Source organism: Symbiopectobacterium sp. RP (assembly GCF_050472005.1).
Taxonomy (GTDB): Bacteria; Pseudomonadota; Gammaproteobacteria; order Enterobacterales; family Enterobacteriaceae; genus Symbiopectobacterium.
The window spans coordinates 993917-1018643 of record NZ_JBGOGS010000002.1; the positions used below are offsets into that span (position 1 = coordinate 993917).

At 48.7% G+C, this 24727-nt stretch carries 21 protein-coding genes and 10 pseudogenes; 20 read left to right on the forward strand and 11 right to left on the reverse strand.

The window, feature by feature from the left end; genetic code table 11:
• Window positions 1–287 precede the first annotated feature (287 nt).
• The 4 genes and pseudogenes from ACD630_RS24045 to ACD630_RS24060 all read right to left on the reverse strand — a co-directional run.
• Window positions 288–1049, reverse strand: a pseudogene (locus ACD630_RS24045) (IS630 family transposase); the annotation flags it as partial.
• Between the two features lie 55 nt (window positions 1050–1104).
• Window positions 1105–2031 (reverse strand): annotated as a pseudogene (locus ACD630_RS24050) (IS5 family transposase).
• A 122-nt stretch (window positions 2032–2153) separates the two neighbouring features.
• Entirely contained in the window at window positions 2154–2579 is a 426-nt protein-coding gene (locus ACD630_RS24055; protein WP_430360901.1) for a hypothetical protein, read from the reverse strand.
• Window positions 2580–3078: 499 nt separating this feature from the next.
• Window positions 3079–4002 (reverse strand): annotated as a pseudogene (locus tag ACD630_RS24060) (IS5 family transposase).
• 108 nt (window positions 4003–4110) lie between these two features.
• On the opposite strand from ACD630_RS24060, the pseudogene ACD630_RS24065 reads away from it, so the two are divergent.
• The 6 genes and pseudogenes from ACD630_RS24065 to ACD630_RS24090 all read left to right on the forward strand — a co-directional run.
• Window positions 4111–4320, forward strand: a pseudogene (locus ACD630_RS24065) (IS256 family transposase); the annotation flags it as partial.
• Between the two features lie 33 nt (window positions 4321–4353).
• Entirely contained in the window at window positions 4354–4719 is a 366-nt protein-coding gene (locus tag ACD630_RS24070) for an IS630 transposase-related protein (RefSeq protein WP_430360902.1), read from the forward strand.
• A gap of 25 nt (window positions 4720–4744) precedes the next feature.
• Window positions 4745–5050: a transposase gene (locus ACD630_RS24075; protein WP_430361269.1), complete on the forward strand. Its 306-nt coding sequence runs from the start codon at window positions 4745–4747 to the stop codon at window positions 5048–5050.
• Window positions 5051–5107: 57 nt separating this feature from the next.
• A pseudogene (locus tag ACD630_RS24080) lies at window positions 5108–5830 on the forward strand (IS256 family transposase); the annotation flags it as partial.
• 289 nt (window positions 5831–6119) lie between these two features.
• A complete protein-coding gene (locus ACD630_RS24085) occupies window positions 6120–6251 on the forward strand; it encodes a transposase (RefSeq protein WP_430357939.1) in 132 nt (43 codons plus the stop codon).
• Window positions 6252–6397: 146 nt separating this feature from the next.
• On the forward strand, window positions 6398–7132 hold the full coding sequence (locus ACD630_RS24090; RefSeq protein ID WP_430360903.1) for a hypothetical protein: 735 nt from the start codon (window positions 6398–6400) through the stop codon (window positions 7130–7132).
• A gap of 46 nt (window positions 7133–7178) precedes the next feature.
• Here the strand turns inward: ACD630_RS24090 and ACD630_RS24095 are convergent.
• The 5 genes and pseudogenes from ACD630_RS24095 to suhB form a co-directional block, all read right to left on the reverse strand.
• A pseudogene (locus ACD630_RS24095) lies at window positions 7179–7520 on the reverse strand (transposase); the annotation flags it as partial.
• A gap of 93 nt (window positions 7521–7613) precedes the next feature.
• Window positions 7614–8366, reverse strand: a pseudogene (locus ACD630_RS24100) (IS630 family transposase); the annotation flags it as partial.
• Window positions 8367–8407: 41 nt separating this feature from the next.
• Complete coding sequence (locus ACD630_RS24105) at window positions 8408–9940, reverse strand: hypothetical protein (protein WP_430361323.1); 1533 nt, start codon at window positions 9938–9940, stop codon at window positions 8408–8410.
• Window positions 9941–10000: 60 nt separating this feature from the next.
• Window positions 10001–10655, reverse strand: a pseudogene (locus tag ACD630_RS24110) (hypothetical protein); the annotation flags it as partial.
• Window positions 10656–10838: 183 nt separating this feature from the next.
• Window positions 10839–11642, reverse strand: coding sequence for an inositol-1-monophosphatase (suhB, locus tag ACD630_RS24115; protein ID WP_430361270.1), 804 nt, complete (start codon window positions 11640–11642; stop codon window positions 10839–10841).
• Window positions 11643–11777: 135 nt separating this feature from the next.
• Here suhB and trmJ point away from each other — a divergent pair, with 135 nt between their 5' ends.
• From trmJ to ACD630_RS24175, 12 genes are all read left to right on the forward strand, one after another.
• Window positions 11778–12512, forward strand: coding sequence for a tRNA (cytosine(32)/uridine(32)-2'-O)-methyltransferase TrmJ (gene trmJ, locus ACD630_RS24120; RefSeq protein ID WP_430360904.1), 735 nt, complete (start codon window positions 11778–11780; stop codon window positions 12510–12512).
• 165 nt (window positions 12513–12677) lie between these two features.
• Complete coding sequence (gene iscR / locus ACD630_RS24125; protein ID WP_264623420.1) at window positions 12678–13172, forward strand: Fe-S cluster assembly transcriptional regulator IscR; 495 nt, start codon at window positions 12678–12680, stop codon at window positions 13170–13172.
• A gap of 74 nt (window positions 13173–13246) precedes the next feature.
• Window positions 13247–14461, forward strand: a complete 1215-nt coding sequence (locus ACD630_RS24130) for an IscS subfamily cysteine desulfurase (protein WP_430360905.1) — start codon at window positions 13247–13249, stop codon at window positions 14459–14461.
• 24 nt (window positions 14462–14485) lie between these two features.
• A complete protein-coding gene (iscU, locus tag ACD630_RS24135; RefSeq protein ID WP_195315164.1) occupies window positions 14486–14872 on the forward strand; it encodes a Fe-S cluster assembly scaffold IscU in 387 nt (128 codons plus the stop codon).
• A 73-nt stretch (window positions 14873–14945) separates the two neighbouring features.
• Window positions 14946–15269, forward strand: a complete 324-nt coding sequence (gene iscA / locus ACD630_RS24140; RefSeq protein WP_196905571.1) for an iron-sulfur cluster assembly protein IscA — start codon at window positions 14946–14948, stop codon at window positions 15267–15269.
• 87 nt (window positions 15270–15356) lie between these two features.
• Window positions 15357–15875: a co-chaperone HscB gene (hscB, locus tag ACD630_RS24145; protein WP_430361271.1), complete on the forward strand. Its 519-nt coding sequence runs from the start codon at window positions 15357–15359 to the stop codon at window positions 15873–15875.
• 88 nt (window positions 15876–15963) lie between these two features.
• Window positions 15964–17814, forward strand: a complete 1851-nt coding sequence (gene hscA / locus ACD630_RS24150; RefSeq protein WP_430360906.1) for a Fe-S protein assembly chaperone HscA — start codon at window positions 15964–15966, stop codon at window positions 17812–17814.
• Between the two features lie 2 nt (window positions 17815–17816).
• The gene (gene fdx, locus ACD630_RS24155) at window positions 17817–18152 is read left to right on the forward strand and encodes an ISC system 2Fe-2S type ferredoxin (protein ID WP_430360907.1); all 336 of its coding nucleotides are present in this window, start codon (window positions 17817–17819) and stop codon (window positions 18150–18152) included.
• Between the two features lie 12 nt (window positions 18153–18164).
• The gene (iscX, locus tag ACD630_RS24160; protein WP_430360908.1) at window positions 18165–18365 is read left to right on the forward strand and encodes a Fe-S cluster assembly protein IscX; all 201 of its coding nucleotides are present in this window, start codon (window positions 18165–18167) and stop codon (window positions 18363–18365) included.
• A gap of 115 nt (window positions 18366–18480) precedes the next feature.
• Window positions 18481–19776, forward strand: a complete 1296-nt coding sequence (gene pepB, locus ACD630_RS24165; protein WP_430360909.1) for an aminopeptidase PepB — start codon at window positions 18481–18483, stop codon at window positions 19774–19776.
• 21 nt (window positions 19777–19797) lie between these two features.
• Entirely contained in the window at window positions 19798–20598 is an 801-nt protein-coding gene (sseB, locus tag ACD630_RS24170; RefSeq protein ID WP_430361272.1) for an enhanced serine sensitivity protein SseB, read from the forward strand.
• Window positions 20599–20924: 326 nt separating this feature from the next.
• Entirely contained in the window at window positions 20925–21389 is a 465-nt protein-coding gene (locus ACD630_RS24175; protein ID WP_430360910.1) for a hypothetical protein, read from the forward strand.
• Here the strand turns inward: ACD630_RS24175 and ACD630_RS24180 are convergent.
• Window positions 21377–22198: an IS630 family transposase gene (locus ACD630_RS24180; protein ID WP_430360911.1), complete on the reverse strand. Its 822-nt coding sequence runs from the start codon at window positions 22196–22198 to the stop codon at window positions 21377–21379. The two genes, ACD630_RS24175 and ACD630_RS24180, sit on opposite strands and share 13 nt — an antisense overlap.
• A 273-nt stretch (window positions 22199–22471) precedes the next feature.
• Between ACD630_RS24180 and ACD630_RS24185 the strand changes: the two genes are divergently transcribed.
• Together ACD630_RS24185 and ACD630_RS24190 are read left to right on the forward strand one after the other, a co-directional pair.
• Entirely contained in the window at window positions 22472–23005 is a 534-nt protein-coding gene (locus ACD630_RS24185; protein ID WP_430360912.1) for a hypothetical protein, read from the forward strand.
• Between the two features lie 43 nt (window positions 23006–23048).
• Window positions 23049–24054 (forward strand): annotated as a pseudogene (locus ACD630_RS24190) (IS630 family transposase).
• An 83-nt stretch (window positions 24055–24137) separates the two neighbouring features.
• Here ACD630_RS24190 and ACD630_RS24195 read toward each other — a convergent pair.
• Window positions 24138–24608 (reverse strand): annotated as a pseudogene (locus ACD630_RS24195) (tyrosine-type recombinase/integrase); the annotation flags it as partial.
• Between the last annotated feature and the right edge of the window lie 119 nt (window positions 24609–24727).

Genomic DNA, 24727 nt, shown 5'->3' on the forward strand with positions numbered 1-24727 from the left:
CGAAACCCCGTACACTAGAAATGAGCATAACTCTCTGTGCACAAGGCTGTGTGGCTTTTTACCCTTTCTTTTTAGCAATATTGTACCTGTGCACAGGCATCGATAAATGTCCCAAATGGCACAAGACAGATTATCGCCGTATTTACGGCGATAATCTGCCGAGCTTAAGGGGATTAAAATTGATACCATAGCGAGAGGAGATTTGAGCGTCTTTAATAAAACGCGACTGCGTTTCAATCTAAACGGCCATTTCTGCCTGAAGATATAGCCAAGCGACTTAATTTTGATTACACCATATTGGACTGAGAACAAAATCTCTGTATCGCAACCACTCTCTCTTTTTTTGCTTGTGCCCATTTATGCTCAATGGGGTTAAGATCTGGCGAATATGTAGGCAAATACTCCACCATATGCCCTGCATCGATGATGACTTGTTGAATATTATGTTTTTTGTGAAAAGTTGCATTGTCCATCACGATTACACTGTTTTTAGGGAGTACTGGGATAAGGACTTGTGTGACCCAGGAATAGAAAACATCGCTGTTAATATTGATATCAAATAATCCGATAGCAAACAGCGTTGTGCCTAATAAAGCGCCGATAACATTTGTTCTTCCCTTGGCTCCCCAGTTCTTCAGGCCAAAACACCGTTGACCTTTTGGGGAATAGCCGTGAGTCCGTGGGGTATCGTGTGGAAAACCACTTTCATCAATAAAAACAATAGGCTTACCTTCTTTTTCATACTGTTGCATTTTTTGTTGAAATACTTGCCGGGCGCTTCCGTCGGCTTTCGGATGACGTAGCGTTTTTTTATAGGTCAATCCCAGCTTTTTAAGAGCTTGCCAAATGGCCTTCTGACAAACGCCAAAACGCTCTGCACGTTCTTTTTGGTAAGCATCTGGATATGGTTCAACATCTTTTATCAACTCGGATTTATCGCTCTTTCGCTGACGCGTGGTCGATGCTTTTGACGCTATTTGATTAATCCAACGCGATACAGAGGCAGAGCCAATCCGAAATTGCTTCGCTGTTTCTCGGATACTCAACCCGGCTTTGTTGAATAAATCAGAACTTGTAACGACTGCACCCCATACGGGTCGATTGTTACGTGATGCGAATACTGTTCGGCATTCCTAATAGCGTGATCAGGTTAAGTGCTTTGACCATGCCCATGGCTTCACCCACCTGAGCATCGTAGTCTCTCAGACCTAGATGATCACCCAGAAGCCTTTTGAACCGGAACATGGCCGTTTCAGCCACTGAGCGCCGGTGATAGCCCACTTTCTTTTTCCAGATAGCGTTACTACCGCTAATGCACTGATTTGCAACAGCGTGGTTACGCTCGTGGTAGCGATCTTGCCAATATTGCGCCCCCCTTCGTGGCGGGATAAGCGGCCTTATTTTCTTCCTCAGCAGAGCATCATAGCAGTAAACTGTATCCTAAGCGCCGTCAGCCGATGCCTCTCTGATTTTCCGGTGGGTCTGGTTTATCAGCGCCGGTAGAGCTTGGGCATCAGTCGTACCACTGAGCGACAAATCCGCACAGATAATCTCATGCGTCACACTGTCTACTGCCAGGTGCAGCTTACGCCATACCCTGCGTCTGTCGGCACCATGCTGCCGGACTTTCCATTCGCCTTCGCCAAAGACCTTCAGGCCGGTTCCATCAATGACCAGATGTGAGATTTCACCACGGGTTGGCGTTTTTATGCTGATGTTCACTGTCTTTGCTCGCTTGCTGAGCAGTGAATAGTCTGGACAATGGAGCGACAATTTAATCAGTTTAAAAATCGAGTCAACAAAGCCCTGTAAAGCCCTCAATGAAAGGCCAAACACGTGTTTCATCATCAGGACTGTGGTGATGATGGCCACATCTGAGTAGTGGAGCGGTCGTCCACGCCGTTCAGTAGTGTTTTTTTCCGTCCATGCAGCAATGGCTGATTCGTCTAGCCATACGGTTAGAGAACAGCGCTGCTTGAGGGCCTTGTTATAAGAGGGCCAGTTGGTGATTTTAAAATTTTGTTTTGCCATGGAGACCTGATTTTGAAACAACTGTGTTGATCTGCTCCGATGATTACCCAAAAGTTCTATTTATTCAACAAAGCCTAGGGGAGCTTGAAGCGGAGTTGTTTTGATTCAAAGCCCTTATTCCACTAAGATTCAATATTGTTTTTATTACAAACAAAGACTTTACCTAATACACTATAAAAGCATTGGTTTTCTTTTTCTCCAATCACAAGAATAGTGTTTCCATCATCGCCTTGTATATGCATACAATTATCTTTACTGCTATAAAGGTGTGAGTTACAAAATCTATCCTTATATGTAGGAGATGCTAATTCTTTTAATTTAAAGAATATACTTTCAACTTCATCTAGATTAAGTGTTTTCTCTGGATTGCAAAGCTTTCTTATATTATCCATAGCCTCATGCCTTCCTGTAGAGAAAAATAAATCTTTTATTTTTTCCCATAATTCAGTAAATAGACCTTCTCCTTGAGAATTAGAATTCATAATCTTATTTATTTGATGAGCACTTATTTCTGCTTTAAGTATTCCTGACCCGAAAGAAATAGACATCTATCACCCCCAAATTTTAACGAAATTAGAGAAACTAGACAACTAACTATAAATTATTGATTAATTGACTACCAATGAAATAGGGTAAACGCCCCATATCTACACTCTCTATAGCAAACCGACTTAAAAATGATTACAACAGATACCCTGATATGCGGCAAAAAAACATAGCTGGCTGTTATCAAAATAATGTCGGTTGGCTATATTGGAAATAAACAGGCTTTGTTGAATAATAGGTAATCATGCTGTTTTTCCATGCCAGTTTTGGTTGAAAATGCTTGTCATCTCAGGTGTACACTTTTCTCATGATGCCTAACTGCATGATTTTACGTTGCGAGGATCCGTCGTTTCGCTGGGCTGCCAGCATAAAATCTATTTATTCAACAAAGCCAAATAAACAATGAAAACCATCACACTTACTATGGCTGGATTGATGCTGATCGGGGCTTTGTTGAATAAATCAGAACTTGTAACGACTGCGCCCCATACGGGTCGATTGTTACGTGATGCGAATACTGTTCGGCATTCCTAATAGCGTGATCAGGTTAAGCGCTTTGACCATGGCCATGGCTTCACCCACCTGACCATCGTAGTCTCTCAGACTTAGATGACCACCCAGAAGCCTTTTGAACCGGAACATGGTCGTTTCAGCCACTGAGCACCGGTGATAGCCCACTTTCTTTTTCCAGATAGCGTTACTACCGCTAATGCGCTGATTTGCAACAGCGGGGTTACGCTCGTGGTAGCGATCTTGCCAATATTGCGCCCCCCTTCGTGGCGGGATAAGCGGCCTTATTTTCTTCCTCAGCAGAGCATCATAGCAGTAAACTGTATCCTAAGCGCCGTTAGCCGATGCCTCTCTGATTTTCCGGTGGGTCTGGTTTATCAGCGCCGGTAGAGCTTGGGCATCAGTCATACCACTGAGCGACAAATCCGCACAGATAATCTCATGCGTCACACTGTCTACTGCCAGGTGCAGCTTACGCCATACCCTGCGTCTGTCGGCACCATGCTGCCGGACTTTCCATTCGCCTTCGCCAAAGACCTTCAGGCCGGTTCCATCAATGAGCAGATGTGAGATTTCACCACGGGTTGGCGTTTTTATGCTGATGTTCACTGTCTTTGCTCGCTTGCTGAGCAGCGAATAGTCTGGACAATGGAGCGACAATTTAATCAGTTTAAAAATCGAGTCAACAAAGCCCTGTAAAGCCCTCAATGAAAGGCCAAACACGCGTTTCATCATCAGGACTGTGGTGATGGCCATATCTGAGTAGTGGAGCGGTTGTCCACACCGTTCAGTAGTGTTTTTTTCCGTCCATGCAGCAATGGCTGATTCATCTAGCCATACGGTTAGAGAAGCGCGCTGCTTGAGGGCCTTGTTATAAGAGGGCCAGTTGGTGATTTTAAAATTTTGTTTTGCCATGGAGACCTGATTTTGAAACAACTGTGTTGATCTGCTCCGATGATTACCCAAAAGTTCTATTTATTCAACAAAGCCATGTTCAATCCAACATCAAAAGCAGGTTACTTTATGGACGAAAAACAGTTACAGGCTCTGGCTAACGAGCTGGGCAAAAATCTCAAAACCCCTGACGATCTCAACCAGTTTGATCGCCTGCTAAAAAAGATCAGCGTTGAAGCTGCCCTTAATGCTGAAATGACCCATCACCTCGGGCATGAGAAGCACCAGTCCAAATCTGGAACTAACACGCACAATGGCTACTCCACAAAGACTGTTATAGCTAAACGACTTAATTTTGATTACATTATTTAAATGAGCTATTCAATTGATTTTAGACGTAAAGTGATATCTACACGGGAAGAAGAAGGGTTGAGTATCCGAGAAACAGCGAAGCAATTTCGGATTGGCCCTGCCTCTGTATTGCGTTGGATTAATCAAATAGCGTCAAAAGCATCGACCACGCGTCAGCGAAAGAGCGATAAATCCGAGTTGATAAAAGATGTTGAACCATATCCAGATGCTTACCAAAAAGAACGTGCAGAGCGTTTTGGCGTTTGTCAGAAGGCCATTTGGCACGCTCTTAAAAAGCTGGGATTGACCTATAAAAAAAACTCTACCCCATCCGAAAGCCGACGAAAGCGCCCGGCAAGCATTTCAACAAAAAATACAACAGTATGAAAAAGAAGGAAAACCTATTGTTTTTATTGATGAAAGTGCTTTTCCAGACGATACCCCACGGACTCACGGCTATTCCCCAAAAGGTCAACGGTGTTTTGGCCTGAAGAACTGGGGAGCCAAGGGAAGAACAAATGTTATCGGCGCTTTATTAGGCACAACGCTGTTTGCTATCGGATTATTTGATATCAATATTAACAGCGATGTTTTCTATTCCTGGGTCACACAAGTCCTTATCCCAGTACTCCCTAAAAACAGGGTAATCGTGATGGACAATGCAACTTTTCACAAAAAACATAATATAGCTAAGCGACATTATTTTGATAACAATTAGCTGTATTTTTTTGCCACATATCAGGGCATTGGCTGTAATCATTTTTAAGTCGGTTGGCTATACCTTGACTGTATCGTTCTGAAAGTCCGGCAGGACAGCCGCGTTATCAATAAGTCTGTGTTCCTGGCGCTGGGTATCAATATCGAAGGCCAGAAAGAGTTACTGGGGATGTGGCTGGCCGAAAATGAAGGCGCAAAGTTCTGGCTGAACGTGCTGACAGAACTGAAAAACCGTGGCCTGACCGACATCCTCATTGGCTGTGTGGACGGCCTGAAAGGGTTCCCGGATGCCATCAACACGGTCTACCCGGAAGCCCGCATCCAGTTGTGCATCGTGCACATGGTGCGCAACAGTCTGCGCTTCGTTGCCTGGAAGGACTATAAGGCGGTAACACGCGACCTCAAAGCAGTGTATCAGGCTCCAACCGAAGAGGCCGCGCTTCAGGCGCTGGAGACGTTCGGTGGGACATGGGATCACCGCTATCCGCAGATAAGCCGGAGCTGGCAGTCAAACTGGGCCAACCTGTCGACATTCTTCTCGTACCCGCAGGAACTTCGCAAGGTAATCTACACGACGAACGCCATAGAATCACTGAACAGCGTGCTCCGGCATGCAATCAAGAAACGCAAGCTGTTCCCGACTGATGACTCGGTGAAAAAGGTCGTATGGCTGGCAATCCAGGCGGCATCACAGAAATGGACGATGCCCTTACAGGACTGGCGTATGGCAATGAGTCGCTTTATTATCGAGTTCGGTGACCGCCTTGACGGTCACTTCTGAGGAAAGGCATTTGCACAAAATCTTAAACAGGCTCTGTAATCGTGATGGACAATGCAACTTTTCACAAAAAACATAATATTCAACAAGTCATCATCGATGCAGGGTATATGGGGCTTTGTTGAATAAATAGATTTTATGCTGGCAGCCCAGCGAAACGACGGATCCTCGCAACGTAAAATCATGCAGTTAGGCCTCATGAGAAAAGTGTACACCTGAGATGACAAGCATTTTCAACCAAAACTGGCATGGAAAAACAGCATGATTACCTATTATTCAACAAAGCCGGTATATGGTGGAGTATTTGCCTACATATTCGCCAGATCTTAACCCCATTGAGCATAAATGGGCACAAGCAAAAAAAGAGAGAGTGGTTGCGATACAGAGATTTTGTTCTCAGTCCATATGGTGTAATCAAAATTAAATCGCTTGGCTATATTACGGGTAAAAAAATCCTCGCTCAGGGAATGATGAGCGCATGGCGGGTTGAAACTGCATTGTGCTGTTGTTTCGAATACGTGGCCTACACTAGGAGATGTCATGAATAAAAACAGAGGGAGGATTCGCAAAATGGAAATAGAACTTGCAGGGGGAAGGAAATTAGATCATTGCAATATGACGAATTTAGTACAGTATGACGATAAAAGAAAAGCAACGGCGTTGAATTTATGGCAACGATTTCTCGATCTTTTCAGAACTTCGCCGAAAAAAGACGTTATTGAATCTCTTTATGAAAACATTAATGAGCATCCTGCCGCCAAGCTCGGTGGTACAGTCTATTATCGTTTTTATAATTTTGAGAAACTAAAAGCGCTGGCTTTACCAGCATATAGAAATCTTTTTAAAGTCAGTGCGCAATCGCTTGGAATGAAGGGGACGCGATACACTTTTTCAATCGATAAGGTCAATATTTACAGTTTCGACACACCCAATAATTGGGACTCACTGTTTAAGTTGTCAGTTAATCAGTTGCCTTTGGTTGAAAACTACAGCGCTATTGTTAAAAAATTCGCCGCCGATAATGATATTGAGTTTTCCAAGCAGTTCCCGGATACCAAGATAAAAGATAACTACGGTGGGGATGAAGTTGTGGATTATAGCTGCTTTTTTTTAGAAAGAAACCCGGACATTAAACTCACCTTGCTTGAGTATGGTCTTTTCGATCTGGATATCACCAACGCTTTTGTAAATGACATGGAAGCTCAACTTAAAGGCGATGATGATAGAATAGGAAAGATCAATTACCGACTGATCACCTTGCAAGTGTCACTCAAATATCTTGAGAGCAGAGATTGCATAGCGTGATATATTCACCGGGAGCCTGTTTAAGATTTTGTGTAAATGCCTTTCCTCAGAAGTGACCATCAAGGCGGTCACCGAACTCGATAATAAAGCGACTCATTGCCATACGCCAGTCCTATAAGGGCATCGTCCATTTCTGTGATGCCGCCTGGATTGCCAGCCATACGACCTTCTTCACCGAGTCATCAGTCGGGAACACCTTGCGTTTCTTGATTGCATGCCGGAGCACGCTGTTCAGTGATTCTATGGCGTTCGTCGTGTAGATTACCTTGCGAAGTTCCTGCGGGTACGAGAAGAATGTCGACAGGTTGGCCCAGTTTGACTGCCAGCTCCGGCTTATCTGCGGATAGCGGTGATCCCATGTCCCACCGAACGTCTCCAGCGCCTGAAGCCATAGGTATCTATAGCCAAGCGACTTAATTTTGATTACACCATATGGACTGAGAACAAAATCTCTGTATCGCAACCACCTCTCTTTTTTTGCTTGTGCCCATTTATGCTCAATGGGGTTAAGATCTGGCGAATATGTAGGCAAATACTCCACCATATACCCTGCATCGATGATGACTTGTTGAATATTATGTTTTTTGTGAAAAGTTGCATTGTCCATCACGATTACCCTGTTTTTAGGGAGTACTGGGATAAGGACTTGTGTGACCTAGGAATAGAAAACATCGCTGTTAATATTGATATCAAATAATCCGATAGCAAACAGCGTTGTGCCTAATAACGCGCCGATAACATTTGTTCTTCCCTTGGCTCCCCCGTTCTTCAGGCCAAAACACCGTTGACCTTTTGGGGAATAGCCGTGAGTCCGTGGGGTATCGTGTGGAAAACCACTTTCATCAATAAAAACAATAGATTTACCTTCTTTTTCATACTGTTGTTTTTTTTGAAATGCTTGCCGGGCGCTTTCGTCGGCTTTCGGATGGCGTAGAGTTTTTTTATAGGTCAATCCCAGCTTTTTAAGAGCTTGCCAAATGGCCTTCTGACAAACGCCAAAACGCTCTGCACGTTCTTTTTGGTAAGCATCTGGATATGGTTCAACATCTTTTATCAACTCGGATTTATCGCTCTTTCGCTGACGCGTGGTCGATGCTTTTGACGCTATTTGATTAATCCAACGCAATACAGAGACAGGGCCAATCCGAAATTGCTTCGCTGTTTCTCGGATACTCAACCCTTCTTCTTCCCGTGTAGATATCACTTTACGTCTAAAATCAATTGAATAGCTCATTTAAATAATGTAATCAAAATTAAGTCGTTTAGCTATACACATCATAAAGGGTTAAAAACCACCATAGCGAAGTGGGCAAGTTCTTCCGGGGTATAGTCTGCTAATAACGTCAAGGTATTTAGCAGGATGGATAGTCCGGCAAGCAGCGCTGGGGCGCTTTCTTTACGCCCTCGTTTTTGTTGTTGTCCGGATAATCGGCAAATTAACTGACGGGCTGCCGCATTGTCGTCTCCTTCAGCGCGTTGCAGCCGCCATACCAGCACACATGCCATGCTAGCTATCAATAACCTGCGTAGCAGGGCACCAGCACTGCGCTGAAGCCATTTTTCTACATCATGACCGGCACCTTTCAGCAGCTTAAAAAAGGATTCAATACCCCAGCGCCAGTAATACCAGCGAGCGACTTCCGCGCTGGTGAGCTCGTTGCTAACGTTTGTGAGCAGCGTCCAGCGTCCGATAAATTTACCGTGAGTATCGGTAAGGCGAACCACAACTAATCTGAGTGTCAGAGCTACGCCTGGCTGAACTTTCACTCGCCGTCCGGTGTTCTTGTCTTTCCGTTTCGGTTTTGCTGTTCGCGTTATGATCACGGATGTTTCCCCGATCTCCATATTGGCTTTTTTCCCTTTCCAGCCAACCTGTCCGTTTGCGATAAATGGCAGATCGTCTGCAATTTCACCAATTTTACGGGTGTCACCGCCCCACTCGGCCCGATGCCCTTCCTTTCCCCGGATAAGCCAACATATTCCCTGGGAGCTTAATGTGCGCATATGCCCGATAGAGTTACCTTCACGGTCAATGAGATGAACTAACTTCTTCCCGGTATCAAGAAACTCAACGCGGGCGATATCAGCCGTCAAAGCATCCATATGAGTCAGACTCTCAGACAAGCCCTCGGTTAGCGTTGAACGACAACCCGCCCTACCGGTTAGAGTTTGAGACAGGGGCGCTATTGGTAAACCATTTGCAGCATCAACCAGTAGGCGGGTTTGTGGTTCATAACCGACGTCGCCACCATGCGTCATTTTCAAACGTTCTTCTTTCCCATTGTGGGTACGAAACTGTAAATGAGACCAGTCGTGAACGACGGGAGCGTATGGATGCGGGCTAAGTGCAACCTGCTGGAGAGCCAGCGAAATAATCGGTTCATTGAGCTGACTGAAGCTAATACGTTCATTATTAAAAAAACGCCAACCGGCCTGAGTAGTGGCGAATGTTGTTTTCTGCGCGCAGGCAAGGTCTTTAATGGCTGACGCCAATGGTGCTGGGGGAGTCATGTGTTGGTTAACCAGACGCTGATAACGCCGGTTAAGGCGGGCATCAATCCCGCCGATGGATAAGTTGAGATCATGCAGCAACGTAATAGCAGATATTGCAAAAGATGTGTAGATACCTATGGCCTGAAGCGCGGCCTCTTCGGTTGGAGCCTGATACACTGCTTTGAGATCGCGTGTTACCGCCTTATATAGCCAAGAGACATTATTTTGATAACAATTAGCTGTATTTTTTTGCCACATATCTTGGCATTTGCTGTAATCATTTTTAAGTCGGTTGGCTATATCAAAATCAGGCAATTACACAATCTCGTGTACAGGCTCTTCTCAGTCCATATGGTGTAATCAAAATTAAGTCGCTTGGCTATAGAAGTCGGTATAGGCTTTAGCGTTCTCTTCACGGTTAAGCACCTTACCGAGCAGATCGATGCTGTCTGCGGTGTTCTTGGCCGGATTGATTTCATAATCGACAAACAGCAATGGAATGTGCAGTTCGTTCAGCTTGTTAACGACGCCATTGCCTTCCAGTGACGCTTTGGCACGCAGTTGTGCCACCATCAAATCCGGTTTTTTCACCAGCACACTTTCCAGCTCGACATAGCCAACCGACTTAAAAATGATTACAGCAAATGCCAAGATATGTGGCAAAAAAATACAGCTAATTGTTATCAAAATAATGTCGCTTGGCTATATCGCCTTTGTCACCAAAGCCCATATCAAGGATGTTTTCTGCGTCCGGCCATTTCCCCTTCAACAGGTTCCAGGTAGCGCTATCCTGTTTTTTCGGCAGGTTGTTCCACGCCACTAAACGCTGGAACGAATCGTCGCGATCCAGCAGAGCCAGCGCCATAATATCGCGCCCGTCTTGCAGCACCAGATGCTTCGGCTCTTGTTGCAGCGTAACGGTATTGCCCGCCATATCGGTGACAGTTAAAGGATATTGTGTGGCGTGGCTGAAAAACGGTGTGGCAAGAAGTGCGGTGAAAAATAGCGAGTTGATGGATTTCTTAAACATGGTGTCGTCCCGTTACCACCTGTCCTGATGAATTAGGGCTCTCCTAATACAAATCAGACGGATGTAATGCATTTGATAATCATTATCGTATTACCATACGCCAAAACTTAACAGGAACGCAATGTAAGGAAAAATATCAGATGTTGCCCCGCCCACCAACGGCGAACGGGACAAAGGACTGCCTTAGCGTTTCAGGGCTTCGCTAAGTTGTTCACGAATGGCTGCCAGAATGGACTTCACCACGCGCGGGTTGCCCGCCACCAGATTGCCAGAAGCGAGATAGTTGTGGCCGCCGACGAAGTCAGTCACGATACCGCCTGCTTCACGCACCAGCAACTCGCCCCCAGCGAAATCCCAGGGTTTCAGGCCAATCTCGAAGAAACCGTCTACGCGGCCCACAGCCACATAGGCCAGATCCAGCGCGGCAGAACCGGTGCGACGGAAGTCAGCGCAGGTGGTAAACAGGGCTGACACCATATTGATATAAGGGGTCGCGTGCTGTTTCTGCTTGAAAGGAAAACCGGTCGCCAGAATGGTGCCTTCCAGATCGCGCGCGTTGCCGCTGCGCAGACGATAGCCGTTCAGCTGTGCACCCTGACCGCGCGTGGCGGTAAACAGCTCATTGCGCATCGGATCGTAAACCACAGCGACTTCAGTGCGGCCTTTAATGCGCACTGCAATGGAAACAGCAAAATGGGGGAGACGTTTAACGAAGTTGGTGGTGCCATCCAGCGGATCGATAATCCATTGCACTGTGTCGTCTTCACCGACTACTTCGCCGCACTCTTCACCAATAATGGTGTGCTGGGGGTAGGATTTGCGAATCACCTCAATAATCAGGCGTTCGGCGTCGCGGTCAACGTTGGTAACGAAGTCGTTGGTGCCTTTTTGGCTCGCTTCAACGGCGTCAGGGGTTTCATAATTCTTGGCAATTAAATTACCGCCCTTGCGCACAGCGCGCACAGCGATGTTAAGCATCGGATGCATGGTATCGTCCACTAGGATGTTAAAGAACAGAAAGCGAGGCGCAGTATAGCAGGGGAAAGAGAAAATAGCGAAGTCTGTGATACACTAATCTTGTTTTTCACTCTTTTTCTTCTTTTTTCTTACTGCCGAGTCAACATGTTAGATAATATTCGTATCGTTCTGGTGGAAACTTCGCACACGGGCAACATGGGGTCCACCGCCAGAGCGATGAAAACCATGGGGTTAAAGAACCTCTATCTGGTGAACTCACTGATCAAACCGGATTCACAGGCGATCGCACTGGCCGCCGGTGCCAGCGATATTATTGGTAACGCTACGCTGGTCAATACCCTGGATGAAGCGCTGGTTGGCTGCAACCTGGTGGTTGGCACCAGCGCGCGTTCCCGTTCGCTGCCTTGGCCAATGCTCGAACCGCGCGAATGTGGCGTGCACAGTGCGCACGAAGCGCAGCACGCACCGGTGGCGCTGGTGTTTGGCCGCGAACGCGTGGGGTTAACCAACGATGAACTGCAAAAGTGCCACTATCACGTCTGCATTCCCGCCAATCCCGAGTACAGTTCGTTAAATCTGGCGATGGCAGTACAGCTGATCGCTTATGAAGTGCGCGTTGCACATTTGGACTTGCAGGCGCAGGGAGCACCGCAGATTGCGGAAGAACCTTACCCGCTGGTTGACGATCTGGAACGCTTCTATACCCATCTGGAAGAAACGCTGCACTACACCGGTTTTATTCGTAAGGCTCATCAGGGGCAGGTGATGCACAAGCTGCGCCGTTTATTTACCCGTGCCCGCCCGGAAGAGCAGGAGTTAGCCATTCTGCGCGGCATTTTAAGCTCGGTACAAAAAAACCGGAATGACGGTCAGGAATAGAAAAGTAGCGAAGAAATACTTGAGTGAATTACTCGGTTAAATAGTTGACTAAAACACTCGGGAATGTCAGACTCAAAGGGTGCTATGTAAGTACATGCATTCACAGTGCATGTTTATAATAACCGTATTCAATAATAAGCTGTTTTATCTACAGGTACCACTATTGTGAGACTGACATCAAAAGGCCGTTATGCCGTTACCGCCATGCTTGATGTGGCGCTGCACTCAAAAGAAGGGCCGGTTCCTTTGGCGGATATTTCCGAGCGGCAGGGAATATCGCTGTCGTATCTGGAACAACTGTTCTCTCGCTTGCGCAAAAACGGGCTGGTTTCCAGCGTCCGTGGGCCGGGCGGTGGTTACCTGCTGGGCAAAAACGCCAATGAAATCGCCGTTGGTGCCGTGATCTCTGCCGTAGACGAATCCGTCGATGCGACCCGTTGCCAGGGGCGTGAAGGCTGCCAAGGTGGCGATCGCTGCCTGACGCACACGCTGTGGCGCGATCTCAGCGACCGTATCACCGATTTCTTGAACAATATCACGCTGGACGAACTGGTGAATAACCAGGAAGTGCTGGACGTGGCGGATCGTCAGGATGCTGACATTCGTCGTACCGCCAACGGACGTATTCAAGAAACCATTAATGTTAATCTGCGCGCCTGACAGTTCATCCTCGCAGGAATAATAAAAACAAAACGCATTGTACGTTTTGAAGTGATGTACGGAGTTTATGAGCAATGAAGTTACCCATTTATCTAGACTATTCAGCCACGACGCCGGTTGACCCGCGCGTGGCTGAAAAAATGATGCAGTTTTTGACCTTGGACGGTACGTTTGGTAACCCGGCTTCCCGTTCTCACCGCTTTGGTTGGCAGGCGGAAGAGGCAGTGGATATCGCGCGTAACCAAATCGCCGATCTGGTGGGTGCCGATCCGCGTGAAATTGTGTTCACGTCCGGCGCGACCGAAGCCGACAACCTAGCTATCAAAGGTGCAGCCAACTTCTATCAGAAGAAAGGCAAGCACATCATTACCAGCAAGACCGAACATAAGGCCGTGCTGGATACCTGCCGTCAGCTAGAGCGTGAAGGCTTTGAGGTCACTTACCTCGCGCCGCAGCGTAATGGCATTATTGACCTGCACGAACTCGAAGCGGCAATGTGTGAAGACACCATTGTGGTTTCCATCATGCACGTGAACAACGAAATTGGTGTGGTACAAGACATTGCCGCTATCGGCGAGATGTGCTGCAGTCGTGGTATCGTGTTCCACGTTGATGCCACGCAGAGCGTGGGCAAACTGCCTATCGATCTCAGCAAGATCAAAGTCGATTTAATGTCTTTCTCTGGTCATAAAATCTATGGCCCGAAAGGCATCGGCGCGCTGTATGTGCGTCGTAAACCCCGTATCCGTATTGAAGCGCAAATGCACGGCGGCGGTCACGAGCGCGGTATGCGTTCCGGCACCTTGCCCGTGCACCAGATCGTCGGCATGGGCGAAGCATACCGTATCGCCAAAGAAGAAATGGTGGCAGAAGTTGCTCGCCTGAGCGCACTGCGTCATCGCTTGTGGAACGGTATCAAGGATATTGAAGAAGTGTATCTTAACGGTGACCTGGAGCAGGGCGCACCGAATATCCTGAACGTCAGCTTTAACTATGTTGAGGGTGAATCCCTGATCATGGCGCTGAAAGACCTAGCTGTCTCCTCTGGTTCTGCCTGTACCTCTGCGAGCTTGGAGCCATCCTATGTGCTGCGTGCGCTGGGCATGAATGATGAATTGGCGCACAGCTCGATCCGCTTTTCTCTCGGCCGTTTTACTACCGAGGAAGAGATCGACTACACCATCGATTTGGTCCAGAAATCCATCGGACGTCTGCGTGACCTTTCCCCGCTGTGGGAGATGTTCAAGCAGGGCGTGGATCTGACCACCATCGAATGGGCTCATCATTAATTCGCAGCACGGAGAACGTTAATCATGGCATACAGCGAAAAAGTTATCGATCATTACGAAAATCCGCGCAACGTCGGCTCCTTTGACAACGCCGATCCTTCGATTGGCAGCGGCATGGTGGGTGCACCGGCGTGTGGCGACGTAATGAAATTACAGATCAAAGTCAGCGACAACGGCATTATCGAAGACGCACGTTTCAAAACCTACGGTTGTGGCTCCGCCATTGCTTCCAGTTCGCTGATTACTGAATGGGTGAAAGGCAAGTCTCTGGACGAAGCCGAGGCTATCAAGAACACCCAGATCGCCGAGGAACTGGAATTGCCTCCAGTGAAAATTCACTGTTCTATTCTGGCGGAAGATGCGATCAAAGCAGCGATCGCGGATTACAAAAGCAAACGCACAGCGAAATAATCTGTCGGTGAACCGTGCTGCCCGGCGTGACCCCGTTGGGCAGAAGGCGTGCTAACGATATTGAGGTTGTTGTATGTCTATTTCTCTTAGCGATAGCGCAGCACAACGTGTCAGCGCTTTTATGGCAAATCGAGGCAAAGGCGTCGGTCTGCGCTTGGGTGTGCGGACGTCAGGTTGTTCTGGCATGGCTTATGTGCTTGAGTTTGTTGACGACCTTAACGACGACGATGTGGTATTTGAGGATAAAGGGGTAAAGGTCATCATTGATGGCAAAAGCCTGGTTTATCTCGATGGCACGCAGTTGGATTTCGTCAAAGAAGGTCTGAACGAAGGATTCAAGTTCAATAATCCCAACGTTAACGGCGAATGCGGCTGCGGCGAAAGCTTTACGGTCTGATTCGTTTTGCCCGTGTTAACGGGAGCATGCTCGTGACGCATTGGCGCAGGGCGGCTACCCGTTAGCGCAAGAATGTCCGAGCGCACTATGGATTACTTTACGTTATTCGGGCTGCCGGTTCACTACGATGTGGATGGCAGCCTGCTCCTTTCTCGTTATCAGGAACTGCAACGCCAGTTCCATCCCGATCGTTTTGCCACGCAGCCCGAACGGGAGCGTCTGCTGGCTGTACAGCAGGCGGCAACGGTTAATGATGCATACCAGTCGCTGAAACATCCGCTGAAACGCGCAGAATATATGTTATCGTTGCACGGTTTTGATCTGAGTAACGAGCAGCATACGATGCGCGATACTGCCTTTTTGATGGAGCAACTGGAGCTGCGCGAGCAGTTGGATGCGATTTCACATCAGGCAGAGGCTGAAGCCGTACTGGCCGATTTTGCCAACCAGTTAACCGCCATGACACGGCAGCGCACGGCGCAGATGCAGTCCGAATTGGCGCAGGCATCGTGGTCGGCGGCGGCCGATACGGTGCGTAAACTCCGCTTTTTGGATAAGCTGCAACAGCAGGTGGAACAACTCGAAGAACAACTGCTGGATCGCTAATCTGCGCAGTGATGCACATAATCGAATAATGTCTTTTTATTTCGTCGGCGCAACGGTGGTGCTGACAGCCAATTGATGGAAGCTCAATATGGCCCTATTACAAATTAGTGAACCCAGCCTCAGCGCAGCACCACATCAGCGCCGTCTTGCCGTGGGTATTGATCTCGGCACCACCAATTCGCTGGTGGCAACGGTGCGCAGCGGCGAAGCACAGCCGCTGGCGGATGCCGAAGGCCGTGAACTGCTGCCATCGGTGGTGCGCTATGATGCCGAAAGTATCGATGTCGGCTGGGCGGCACAGGCGCAGGCGGTAAACGATCCCGCCAACACCGTCAGTTCCGTTAAGCGATTGATGGGCCGTTCGCTGGCTGATATTCAGCAACGTTATCCCCATTTGCCGTACCATTTTCAGGCCAGTGACAACGGCTTGCCTGTGTTGCAAACGGCGGCGGGTAACAAAAACCCGATTCAGGTTTCTGCCGATATTCTCTCTGCGCTTGCCGTGCGTGCTGAAGCCGCGCTGGGCGGTGTGCCGGATGGTGTAGTGATCACCGTTCCTGCCTATTTCGATGACGCTCAGCGTCAAGGCACCAAAGACGCGGCGCGCCTGGCCGGGCTGCATGTGCTGCGTTTGCTCAATGAGCCGACGGCGGCAGCCATCGCTTACGGGCTGGATTCGGGTAAAGAAGGGGTGATTGCCGTCTACGATCTGGGCGGTGGCACCTTTGATATCTCCATCCTGCGTTTAAGCCGTGGGGTGTTTGAAGTGCTTGCAACCGGTGGTGATTCTACGCTCGGCGGTGACGACTTCGATCACCTGTTGGTGGAGTGGCTGCGCGAGCAGGCCGGCGTCGACGATCGTTCCGATGCGCGCGTGCAGCGTGAATTGATTGAAACGGCCTTGCATGCCAAAGTTGCGCTCAGCGCCGCGCCGTCAGTGACGGTACAGGTTGGCACCTGGCAGGACGAACTGAGCCGCGAACAGTTCGATGCGCTTATCGAGCCGCTGGTGAAACGCACGCTGCTTTCCTGCCGTCGGGCACTGAAAGACGCGGGCGTTCAGGCCGATGAGGTACAGGAAGTGGTGATGGTGGGCGGCTCGACCCGCGTGCCATTGGTGCGCACCCGCGTCGGTGATTTCTTTGGCCACACGCCGTTGACCGCCATCGATCCGGATAAAGTGGTGGCGCTGGGCGCTGCCATTCAGGCGGATATTTTGGTGGGTAACAAGCCAGACAGCGAGATGCTGCTGCTGGATGTGATCCCGCTGTCGCTCGGTCTGGAAACCATGGGCGGCCTAGTCGAGAAGGTGATTCCACGTAACACCACCATTCCGGTGGCGCGCGCGCAGGAGTTCACCACGTTTAAAGACGGTCAGACCGCCATGATGATCCATGTGCTGCAAGGTGAACGCGAACTGGTGCAGGATTGTCGTTCGCTGGCGCGATTCTCACTGCGCGGTATCCCGCCGCTACCCGCCGGTGGTGCGCATATTCGTGTTACCTTTCAGGTGGATGCGGATGGCCTGCTGAGCGTCACGGCAATGGAGAAATCCACGGGTGTAGAAGCGGCGATTCAGGTCAAACCGTCGTATGGGCTGAGCGATGATGAAATTGCCGCGATGATCACCGATTCGATGCAGAATGCGCAGAGTGACGTCGCTGCGCGCATGCTGGCAGAGCAGAAAGTCGAAGCTGCGCGGGTGCTGGAAAGCGTGCAAAGCGCGCTGGCCGCCGATGCGGATTTGCTGAGCGCCGAAGAACAGGCGGCTATCGTTCAGGCAGTATTGGCGCTGCAACAGGTGAGTGCCGGTGATGACGTTGCGCTGATTGAAGCCGCAATAAAAACAGTAGATCAACAAACCCAGAGGTTCGCTGCGCGTCGTATGGATGCTTCCATTCGTCGGGCGCTGGCAGGACACTCTGTGGATGAGGTGTGAGCATGCCTAAGATAGTTTTTTTACCGCATCAGGATCTGTGTCCTGAAGGTGCGGTATTGGAAGCCAAAGTGGGTGAGACGATTCTGGACGTCGCCCTGCGTAATGGTATTGAAGTCGAACACGCCTGCGAGAAATCCTGCGCGTGTACTACCTGCCATTGCATTGTGCGTGAAGGGTTTGATTCTCTCGCGGAAAGCACAGAAGATGAAGATGACATGCTGGACAAAGCTTGGGGACTGGAGCCCGAAAGCCGTCTGGGTTGTCAGGCACGTGTCGCGGGTGACGATCTGCTGGTTGAGATCCCGCGTTACACCATTAACCATGCCCGTGAGCATTAACAGGAGCTGAACATGGGATTGACATGGACAGACAGCCGTGCCATTGGTGAAGCGCTGTATGACGCATTTCCTGATACGGACCCGAAAACGGTGCGTTTTACCGATCTGCATCGCTGGATTTGCGAGCTGGATGAGTTTGATGACGTGCCGGACGCGTCCAACGAAAAAATCTTGGAAGCGATACTGCTGGTGTGGTTAGACGAAGCAGAATGACAATTAGGGGCTGCCTGACGGGCGGCCCTTTTTTTCAGCACCATCACCCTGAATAATTCGAATTGAAACATGATGGGTATAGGCTGCTGTTGAAAATAATATCCACGGAGCTGATATGACAAGCGAAGCTATGCAGATTTCACTCTCCACCCAGCCTGCTGATGCACGCTGGGGAGAAAAAGCGTCGTTGAGCGCGAACGAACAGGGATTCACCATTCATCTGCCCGAAACGGCGGCGCTGGGCATTATTCAACGCGCAGCGCGCAAAATCGACGGGCAAGGTATCAAGCACGTCAAACTGGTGGGCAAAGGCTGGGATCTGGAAACCAGCTGGGCGTTCTGGCAAGGCTATCGCGCACCGAAAGGTAAACATACCGTCGAATGGGCACCGTTGGAAGAGGCACAGCGCAAGGCGCTGGATCTGCGCCTGAAAGTTGTTGATTGGGTCCGCGACACCATTAACCTACCCGCTGAAGATTTGGGGCCAGAACAACTGGCAACGCGTGCGGTGGATTTGCTGCACGATGTGAGCGGCAACGCTATTAGCTACCGCATCACCAAGGGTGAAGATCTGCGCGATCAAAACTATATCGGGCTGTATACGGTAGGGCGTGGTTCTGAACGTCAGCCAGTGTTGTTGGCGTTGGATTTTAACCCGACAGGTAACCCGGATGCGCCGGTGTTTGCTTGTCTGGTGGGCAAGGGCATCACCTTTGACAGCGGCGGCTACAGCTTGAAGCCGAGTGGTTTTATGGATTCGATGAAATCCGATATGGGCGGTGCGGCGCTGGTTACCGGTGCGCTGGCGCTGGCAATTACACAAGGGTTAACCCGTCGCGTAAAACTCTACCTGTGCTGTGCCGACAATATGGTGAGCGGTAATGCCTTCCGTCTCGGTGACATTTTGCGCTATCGCAACGGTAAAACCGTCGAAGTGATGAACACCGATGCAGAAGGGCGTCTGGTGCTAGCGGATGGCCTGATTGATGCCAGCGCGCAAGCGCCACAGTGGATTATCGACTGCGCCACGCTCACTGGTGCGGCCAAAACCGCGTTGGGTAACGACTATCACGCGCTGTTCAGCTTTGATGATGCCTTTGCTGAACGCCTGCTCACCAGCGCAAAACAGGAAAACGAACCGTTCTGGCGTTTGCCACTGGAAGCGTTTCACCGTTCACAACTGCCGTCCAGCTTTGCCGAACTGAATAACGTTGCTAGCACGGCGCACAGCGCGGGTGCCAGCACGGCGGCGGCGTTCTTGTCGCATTTTGTTTCATCCTACCAGAAAGGGTGGCTGCATATCGACTGTTCTGCCACCTACCGTAAAGGGGCTGTGGAGCAGTGGGCGACCGGAGCGACTGGTCTGGGCGTGCGTACGCTGGCCAATCTGCTGCTGAGCGAAAGTGAATAAGGCGTGAGTGATAACAACCGTATGACATTTACCCCGCAAAACAAGTTGGAAGAGGTGCTGATGAAGGCGGCGACCGAGCCCGCCCATCGGCCTGAGTTTTTCACCGAACTGATGGACGCTACTGTCTATATCATTGGCGGCAGCGATGATGTGAGCGAACAGGGGGCCAGCACCCTGTCAGTGGGCAGTCAGGTTGAGATTCAGCATTGGGAAAAACCCGACGGCAGTACCGCTATTCCGTTTTTCTCGTCGCTGGAAGCCTTGCAGATGGCTATTTCAACGGAAGCCGCCTTTCTGGCGCTGCCAGCACGCTCGCTGTTTGAATTAACGCAGGGGCAGACGTTGTTCCTTAACCCTAACCTCCCCTACGGCAAAGAGTTCCTGCCGCAAGAGGTGGAACACATGCTGGCGGGTGAAGGCAATGGCTTTGTGCAAAGCCGTGTGGTTGACGAGCCAGTAGAAGTGCATCTCAGCCAGTCGGAACCGTCGCCGGACCAAATGATTGATTCGCTGACGCAACTGCTTGCCAAGCATCGCCCGGTGCGCCGTGCGTGGGTAGTGCAGATCCAGGAAGGTGAAGCCGAACCCAATCTGCTGATCGGTCTGGAATTGGTCGATTTGGATGAAGTGGAGACGGTTATCCAGGCGGTGGGCACGGTTGCCAGCGATACCGTCGTCGGCGATCAGCCGGTGGATATTTGTATCGTCGATAAGGATGAAAAGGGCGGCGTAAGCCACTATTTTCTGCACCACGCCACGCCGTTTTATGAACGTAAGTGGGGGAGCTTCCTGCGTGAGTTCAAACAAACGGGCAAAGCGTAATTTACCTTGTGCATCCCCTGTTCAGGGGCATAGGTATCTACACATCTTTTGCAATATCTGCTATTACGTTGCTGCATGATCTCAACTTATCCATCGGCGGGATTGATGCCCGCCTTAACCGGCGTTATAGCCAAGCGACATTATTTTGATAACAATTAGCTATATTTTTTTGCCACATATCAGGGCATTGGCTGTAATCATTTTTAAGTCGCTTGGCTATATCAAAATCAGGCAATTACACAATCTCGTGTACAGGCTCTTCTCAGTCCATATGGTGTAATCAAAATTAAGTCGCTTGGCTATATCAGCGTCTGGTTAAGCAACACATGACTCCTGCAGCACCATTGGCGTCAGCCGTTAAAGACCTTGCCTGCGCGCAGAAAACAACATTCGCCACTACTCAGGCCGTTTGGCGTTTTTTTAATAATGAACGTATTAGCTTCAGTCAGCTCAATGAACCGATTATTTCGCTGGCTCTCCGGCAGGTTGCACTTAGCCCGCATCCATACGCTCTCGTCGTTCACGACTGGTCTCATTTACAGTTTCGTACCCACAATGGGAAAGAAGAACGTTTGAAAATGACGCATGGTGGCGACGTCGGTTATGAACTACAAACCAGCCTACTGCTTGATGCTGCAAATGGTTTAGCAATAGCGCCCCTGTCTCAAACTCTAACCGATAGGGCGGGTTGTCGTTCAACGCTAACCGAGGGCTTGTCTGAGAGTCTGACTCATATGGATGCTTTGACGGCTGATATCGCCAAGCGACTTAATTTTGATTACACCATATAGACTGAGAACAAAATCTCTGTATCACAACCACTCTCTCTTTTTTTGCTTTTTACTTGTGCCCATTTATGCTCAATGGGGTTAAGATCTGGCGAATATGTAGGCAAATACTCCACCATATACCCTGCATCGATGATGACTTGTTGAATATTATGTTTTTTGTGAAAAGTTGCATTGTCCATCACGATTACACTGTTTTTAGGGAGTACTGGGATAAGGACTTGTGTGACCCAGGAATAGAAAACATCGCTGTTAATATTGATATCAAATAATCCGATAGCAAACAGCGTTGTGCCTAATAAAGCGCCGATAACATTTGTTCTTCCCTTGGCTCCCCCGTTCTTCAGCCCAAAACACCGTTGACCTTTTGGGGAATAGCCGTGAGTCCGTGGGGTATCGTGTGGAAAACCACTTTCATCAATAAAAACAATAGGTTTACCTTCTTTTTCATACTGTTGTATTTTTTGTTGAAATGCTTGCCGGGCGCTTTCGTCGGCTTTCGGATGACGTAGAGTTTTTTTATAGGTCAATCCCAGCTTTTTAAGAGCTTGCCAAATGGCCTTCTGACAAACGCCAAAACGCTCTGCACGTTCTTTTTGGTAAGCATCTGGATATGGTTCAACATCTTTTATCAACTCGGATTTATCGCTCTTTCGCTGACGCGTGGTCGATGCTTTTGACGCTATTTGATTAATCCAACGCAATACAGAGACAGGGCCAATCCGAAATTGCTTCGCTGTTTCTCGGATACTCAACCCTTCTTCTTCCCGTGTAGATATCACTTTACTTCTAAAATCAATTGAATAGCTCATTTAAATAATGTAATCAAAATTAAGTCGTTTAGCTATATCGCCCGCGTTGAGTCTCTTGATACCGGGAAGAAGTTAGTTCATCTCATTGACCGTGAAGGTGACTCTATCGGGCATATGCGCACATTAAGCTCCTAGGGAATATGTTGGCTTATCCGGGGAAAGGAAGGGCATCGGGCCGAGTGGGGCGGTGACACCCGTAAAATTGGTGAAATTGCAGACGATCTGCCATTTATCGCAAACGGACTGGTTGGCTGGAAAGGGAAAAAAGCCAATATGGAGATCGGGGAAACATCCGTGATCATAACGCGAACAGCAAAAGCGAAGCGGAAAGACAAGAACACCGGACGGCGAGTGAAAGTTCAGCCAGGCGTAGCTCTGACACTCAGATTAGTTGTTGTTCGCCTTACCGATACTTACGGTAAATTTATCGGACGCTGGACGCTGCTCACAAACGTTAGCAACGAGATCACCAGCGCGGAAGTCGCTCGCTGGTATTACTGGCTCTGGGGTATTGAATCCTTTTTTAAGCTGCTGAAAGGTGCCGGTCATGATGTAGAAAAATGCCTTCAGCGCAGTGCTGGTGCCCTGCTACGCAGGTTATTGATAGCTAGCATGGCATGTGTGCTGGTATGGCGGCTGCAACGCGCTGAAGGAGACGACAATGCGGCAGCCCGTCAGTTAATTTGCCGATTATCCGGACGACAACAAAAACGAGGGCGTAAAGAAAGCGCCCCAGCGCTGCTTGCCGGACTATCCATCCTGCTAAATACCTTGACGTTATTAGCAGACTATACCCGTGATCATTGAAGATGCTTGATTTTACGCGGTAAGAAGATCATGCTCACCCACTATGAAGATATTTATTACCGACAAGCAAAAAGCCGAACTCGAACACCTTCATGACACCAGTCGTGATAAGCGTGTTTGTGATCGCATCAAAGCCGTCCTGCTGCCCTCCGAAGGCTGGAGCTCTGCGTCTACACGAAACGACGGTAAACCAACATATCAACGATTACGTCAACACTCGCAAACTTAAACCTGAAAACGGTGGGTCTGCAAGTCGGCTTTGTGCTGAAAAGACTGCGCTCTTAATCAGCTAGTTATCTCAACATCTCTTCCATCATACCCACGACATCGTGGCTTATGTCGAACATCGCTGGGCTATCCGATTCAGTATTCCCGGCATGAACAAGTGGTTGCACCGTCATGGTTTCTCCTACAAAAAACCGGCGGGCGTACCCCATAAATTCAGTGAAGAAAATCAGAAGCATTTCATTGAATATTATGAGAATTTAAAGAAAACAGCCGGCAATGAGGCGATTCTGTTTATCGATGCGGTTCATCCGACACAAGCCACAAAGCTCAGTTATGGATGGATACGAAAAGGGCATAAAAAGTCAGTTAAAACAACGGGAAGTCGAATCCGTCTGAATATACTGGGTGCGCTGAATCTGAGCGATATCGGCGGTACGGTTATTCACGATTACAAAACAATTAATGACTACAACATTGCTCGTTTTTTCATTGAGATACGCAAACGTTACCCTGATTACCGACAAAGAATCCATGTAATACTGGACGGTGCGGGTTATCACCGAACCCAATTGATTAAGGATTGGGCCTTTGTCGTGAACATAGAGCTTCACTATTTACCGCCTTACAGTCCGAATCTGAACGCGATAGAACGCCTGTGGAAAGTGATGAATGAGCATACACGGAATAATCGCTATTTTGAAAACACCCGCGATTTTCGGGATGCAATATTCAATTTTTTCACCAATACGCTACCAGAAATAGCGGACTCGCTGACGTCCAGAATTCACGATTGTTTTCAGGTGCTCAAACCTGCATCTTGAGGTTTATTGGGTATATACCCCGGAAGAACTTGCCCACTTCGTTATGGTGGTTTTTAACCCTTTATGATGTGTAGATACCTATGCTCATCAAGGCGAGAAAGGATAGCCATTAACTCCATTGGCTTTATGTCAGTGATCGGGCGATGGCCGATGTAAGGGAACACATCTTTCTCGAATGTTTTTATCATCTCTTCTGCGTATGAGGAAGACCATCTATCAAAACGCTTTTCGTACCACTCTCTGGCGATCCCCTCAAAAGTATTTCCAGCTATCTCTTGTTGGGCGTGTTTTTCCTGTTTTCTCGCATCACTGGGATTGATACTCGAGGCCACCAGCTTTTTAGCTTCATCACGCCTCTGCCTGGCATCGTTTAAGGAAATGGTGGGATAAGTTCCAAAGGAAATCATTTTTGGCTTGCCATCAAAGCGATAACGGAAACGACAACCTTTCGAGCCGTTAGGTTCAACGAGAACAGAAAGCCCATTACCATCATTCAGTGTATAGTGATTGTCTTTCGGCTTAGAACGCCGTAGCTCAAGGTCTGTGAGCGGCATTGTGTATAGCTCCGAAGAAAAATTGATGGCCTATACACATCACTATACACATTATCGTATAGATTTGGGTAGAACGTAGTAGACGTTGAGATAATCAGAATGTGAGGAAATGCTTGTGG

Coding starts and splice junctions, on each gene's coding strand:
- ACD630_RS24055 (WP_430360901.1), bottom strand. CDS start 2,579: ATGTCTATTTCTTTCGGGTCAGGAATACTTAAAGCAGAAATAAGTGCT.
- ACD630_RS24070 (WP_430360902.1), top strand. CDS start 4,354: ATGAGCTATTCAATTGATTTTAGACGTAAAGTGATATCTACACGGGAA.
- ACD630_RS24085 (WP_430357939.1), top strand. CDS start 6,120: ATGGTGGAGTATTTGCCTACATATTCGCCAGATCTTAACCCCATTGAG.
- ACD630_RS24090 (WP_430360903.1), top strand. CDS start 6,398: ATGGAAATAGAACTTGCAGGGGGAAGGAAATTAGATCATTGCAATATG.
- suhB (WP_430361270.1), bottom strand. CDS start 11,642: ATGCATCCGATGCTTAACATCGCTGTGCGCGCTGTGCGCAAGGGCGGT.
- trmJ (WP_430360904.1), top strand. CDS start 11,778: ATGTTAGATAATATTCGTATCGTTCTGGTGGAAACTTCGCACACGGGC.
- ACD630_RS24130 (WP_430360905.1), top strand. CDS start 13,247: ATGAAGTTACCCATTTATCTAGACTATTCAGCCACGACGCCGGTTGAC.
- iscU (WP_195315164.1), top strand. CDS start 14,486: ATGGCATACAGCGAAAAAGTTATCGATCATTACGAAAATCCGCGCAAC.
- iscA (WP_196905571.1), top strand. CDS start 14,946: ATGTCTATTTCTCTTAGCGATAGCGCAGCACAACGTGTCAGCGCTTTT.
- hscB (WP_430361271.1), top strand. CDS start 15,357: ATGGATTACTTTACGTTATTCGGGCTGCCGGTTCACTACGATGTGGAT.
- hscA (WP_430360906.1), top strand. CDS start 15,964: ATGGCCCTATTACAAATTAGTGAACCCAGCCTCAGCGCAGCACCACAT.
- fdx (WP_430360907.1), top strand. CDS start 17,817: ATGCCTAAGATAGTTTTTTTACCGCATCAGGATCTGTGTCCTGAAGGT.
- iscX (WP_430360908.1), top strand. CDS start 18,165: ATGGGATTGACATGGACAGACAGCCGTGCCATTGGTGAAGCGCTGTAT.
- pepB (WP_430360909.1), top strand. CDS start 18,481: ATGACAAGCGAAGCTATGCAGATTTCACTCTCCACCCAGCCTGCTGAT.
- sseB (WP_430361272.1), top strand. CDS start 19,798: ATGACATTTACCCCGCAAAACAAGTTGGAAGAGGTGCTGATGAAGGCG.
- ACD630_RS24175 (WP_430360910.1), top strand. CDS start 20,925: ATGACTCCTGCAGCACCATTGGCGTCAGCCGTTAAAGACCTTGCCTGC.
- ACD630_RS24180 (WP_430360911.1), bottom strand. CDS start 22,198: ATGAGCTATTCAATTGATTTTAGAAGTAAAGTGATATCTACACGGGAA.
- ACD630_RS24185 (WP_430360912.1), top strand. CDS start 22,472: ATGGAGATCGGGGAAACATCCGTGATCATAACGCGAACAGCAAAAGCG.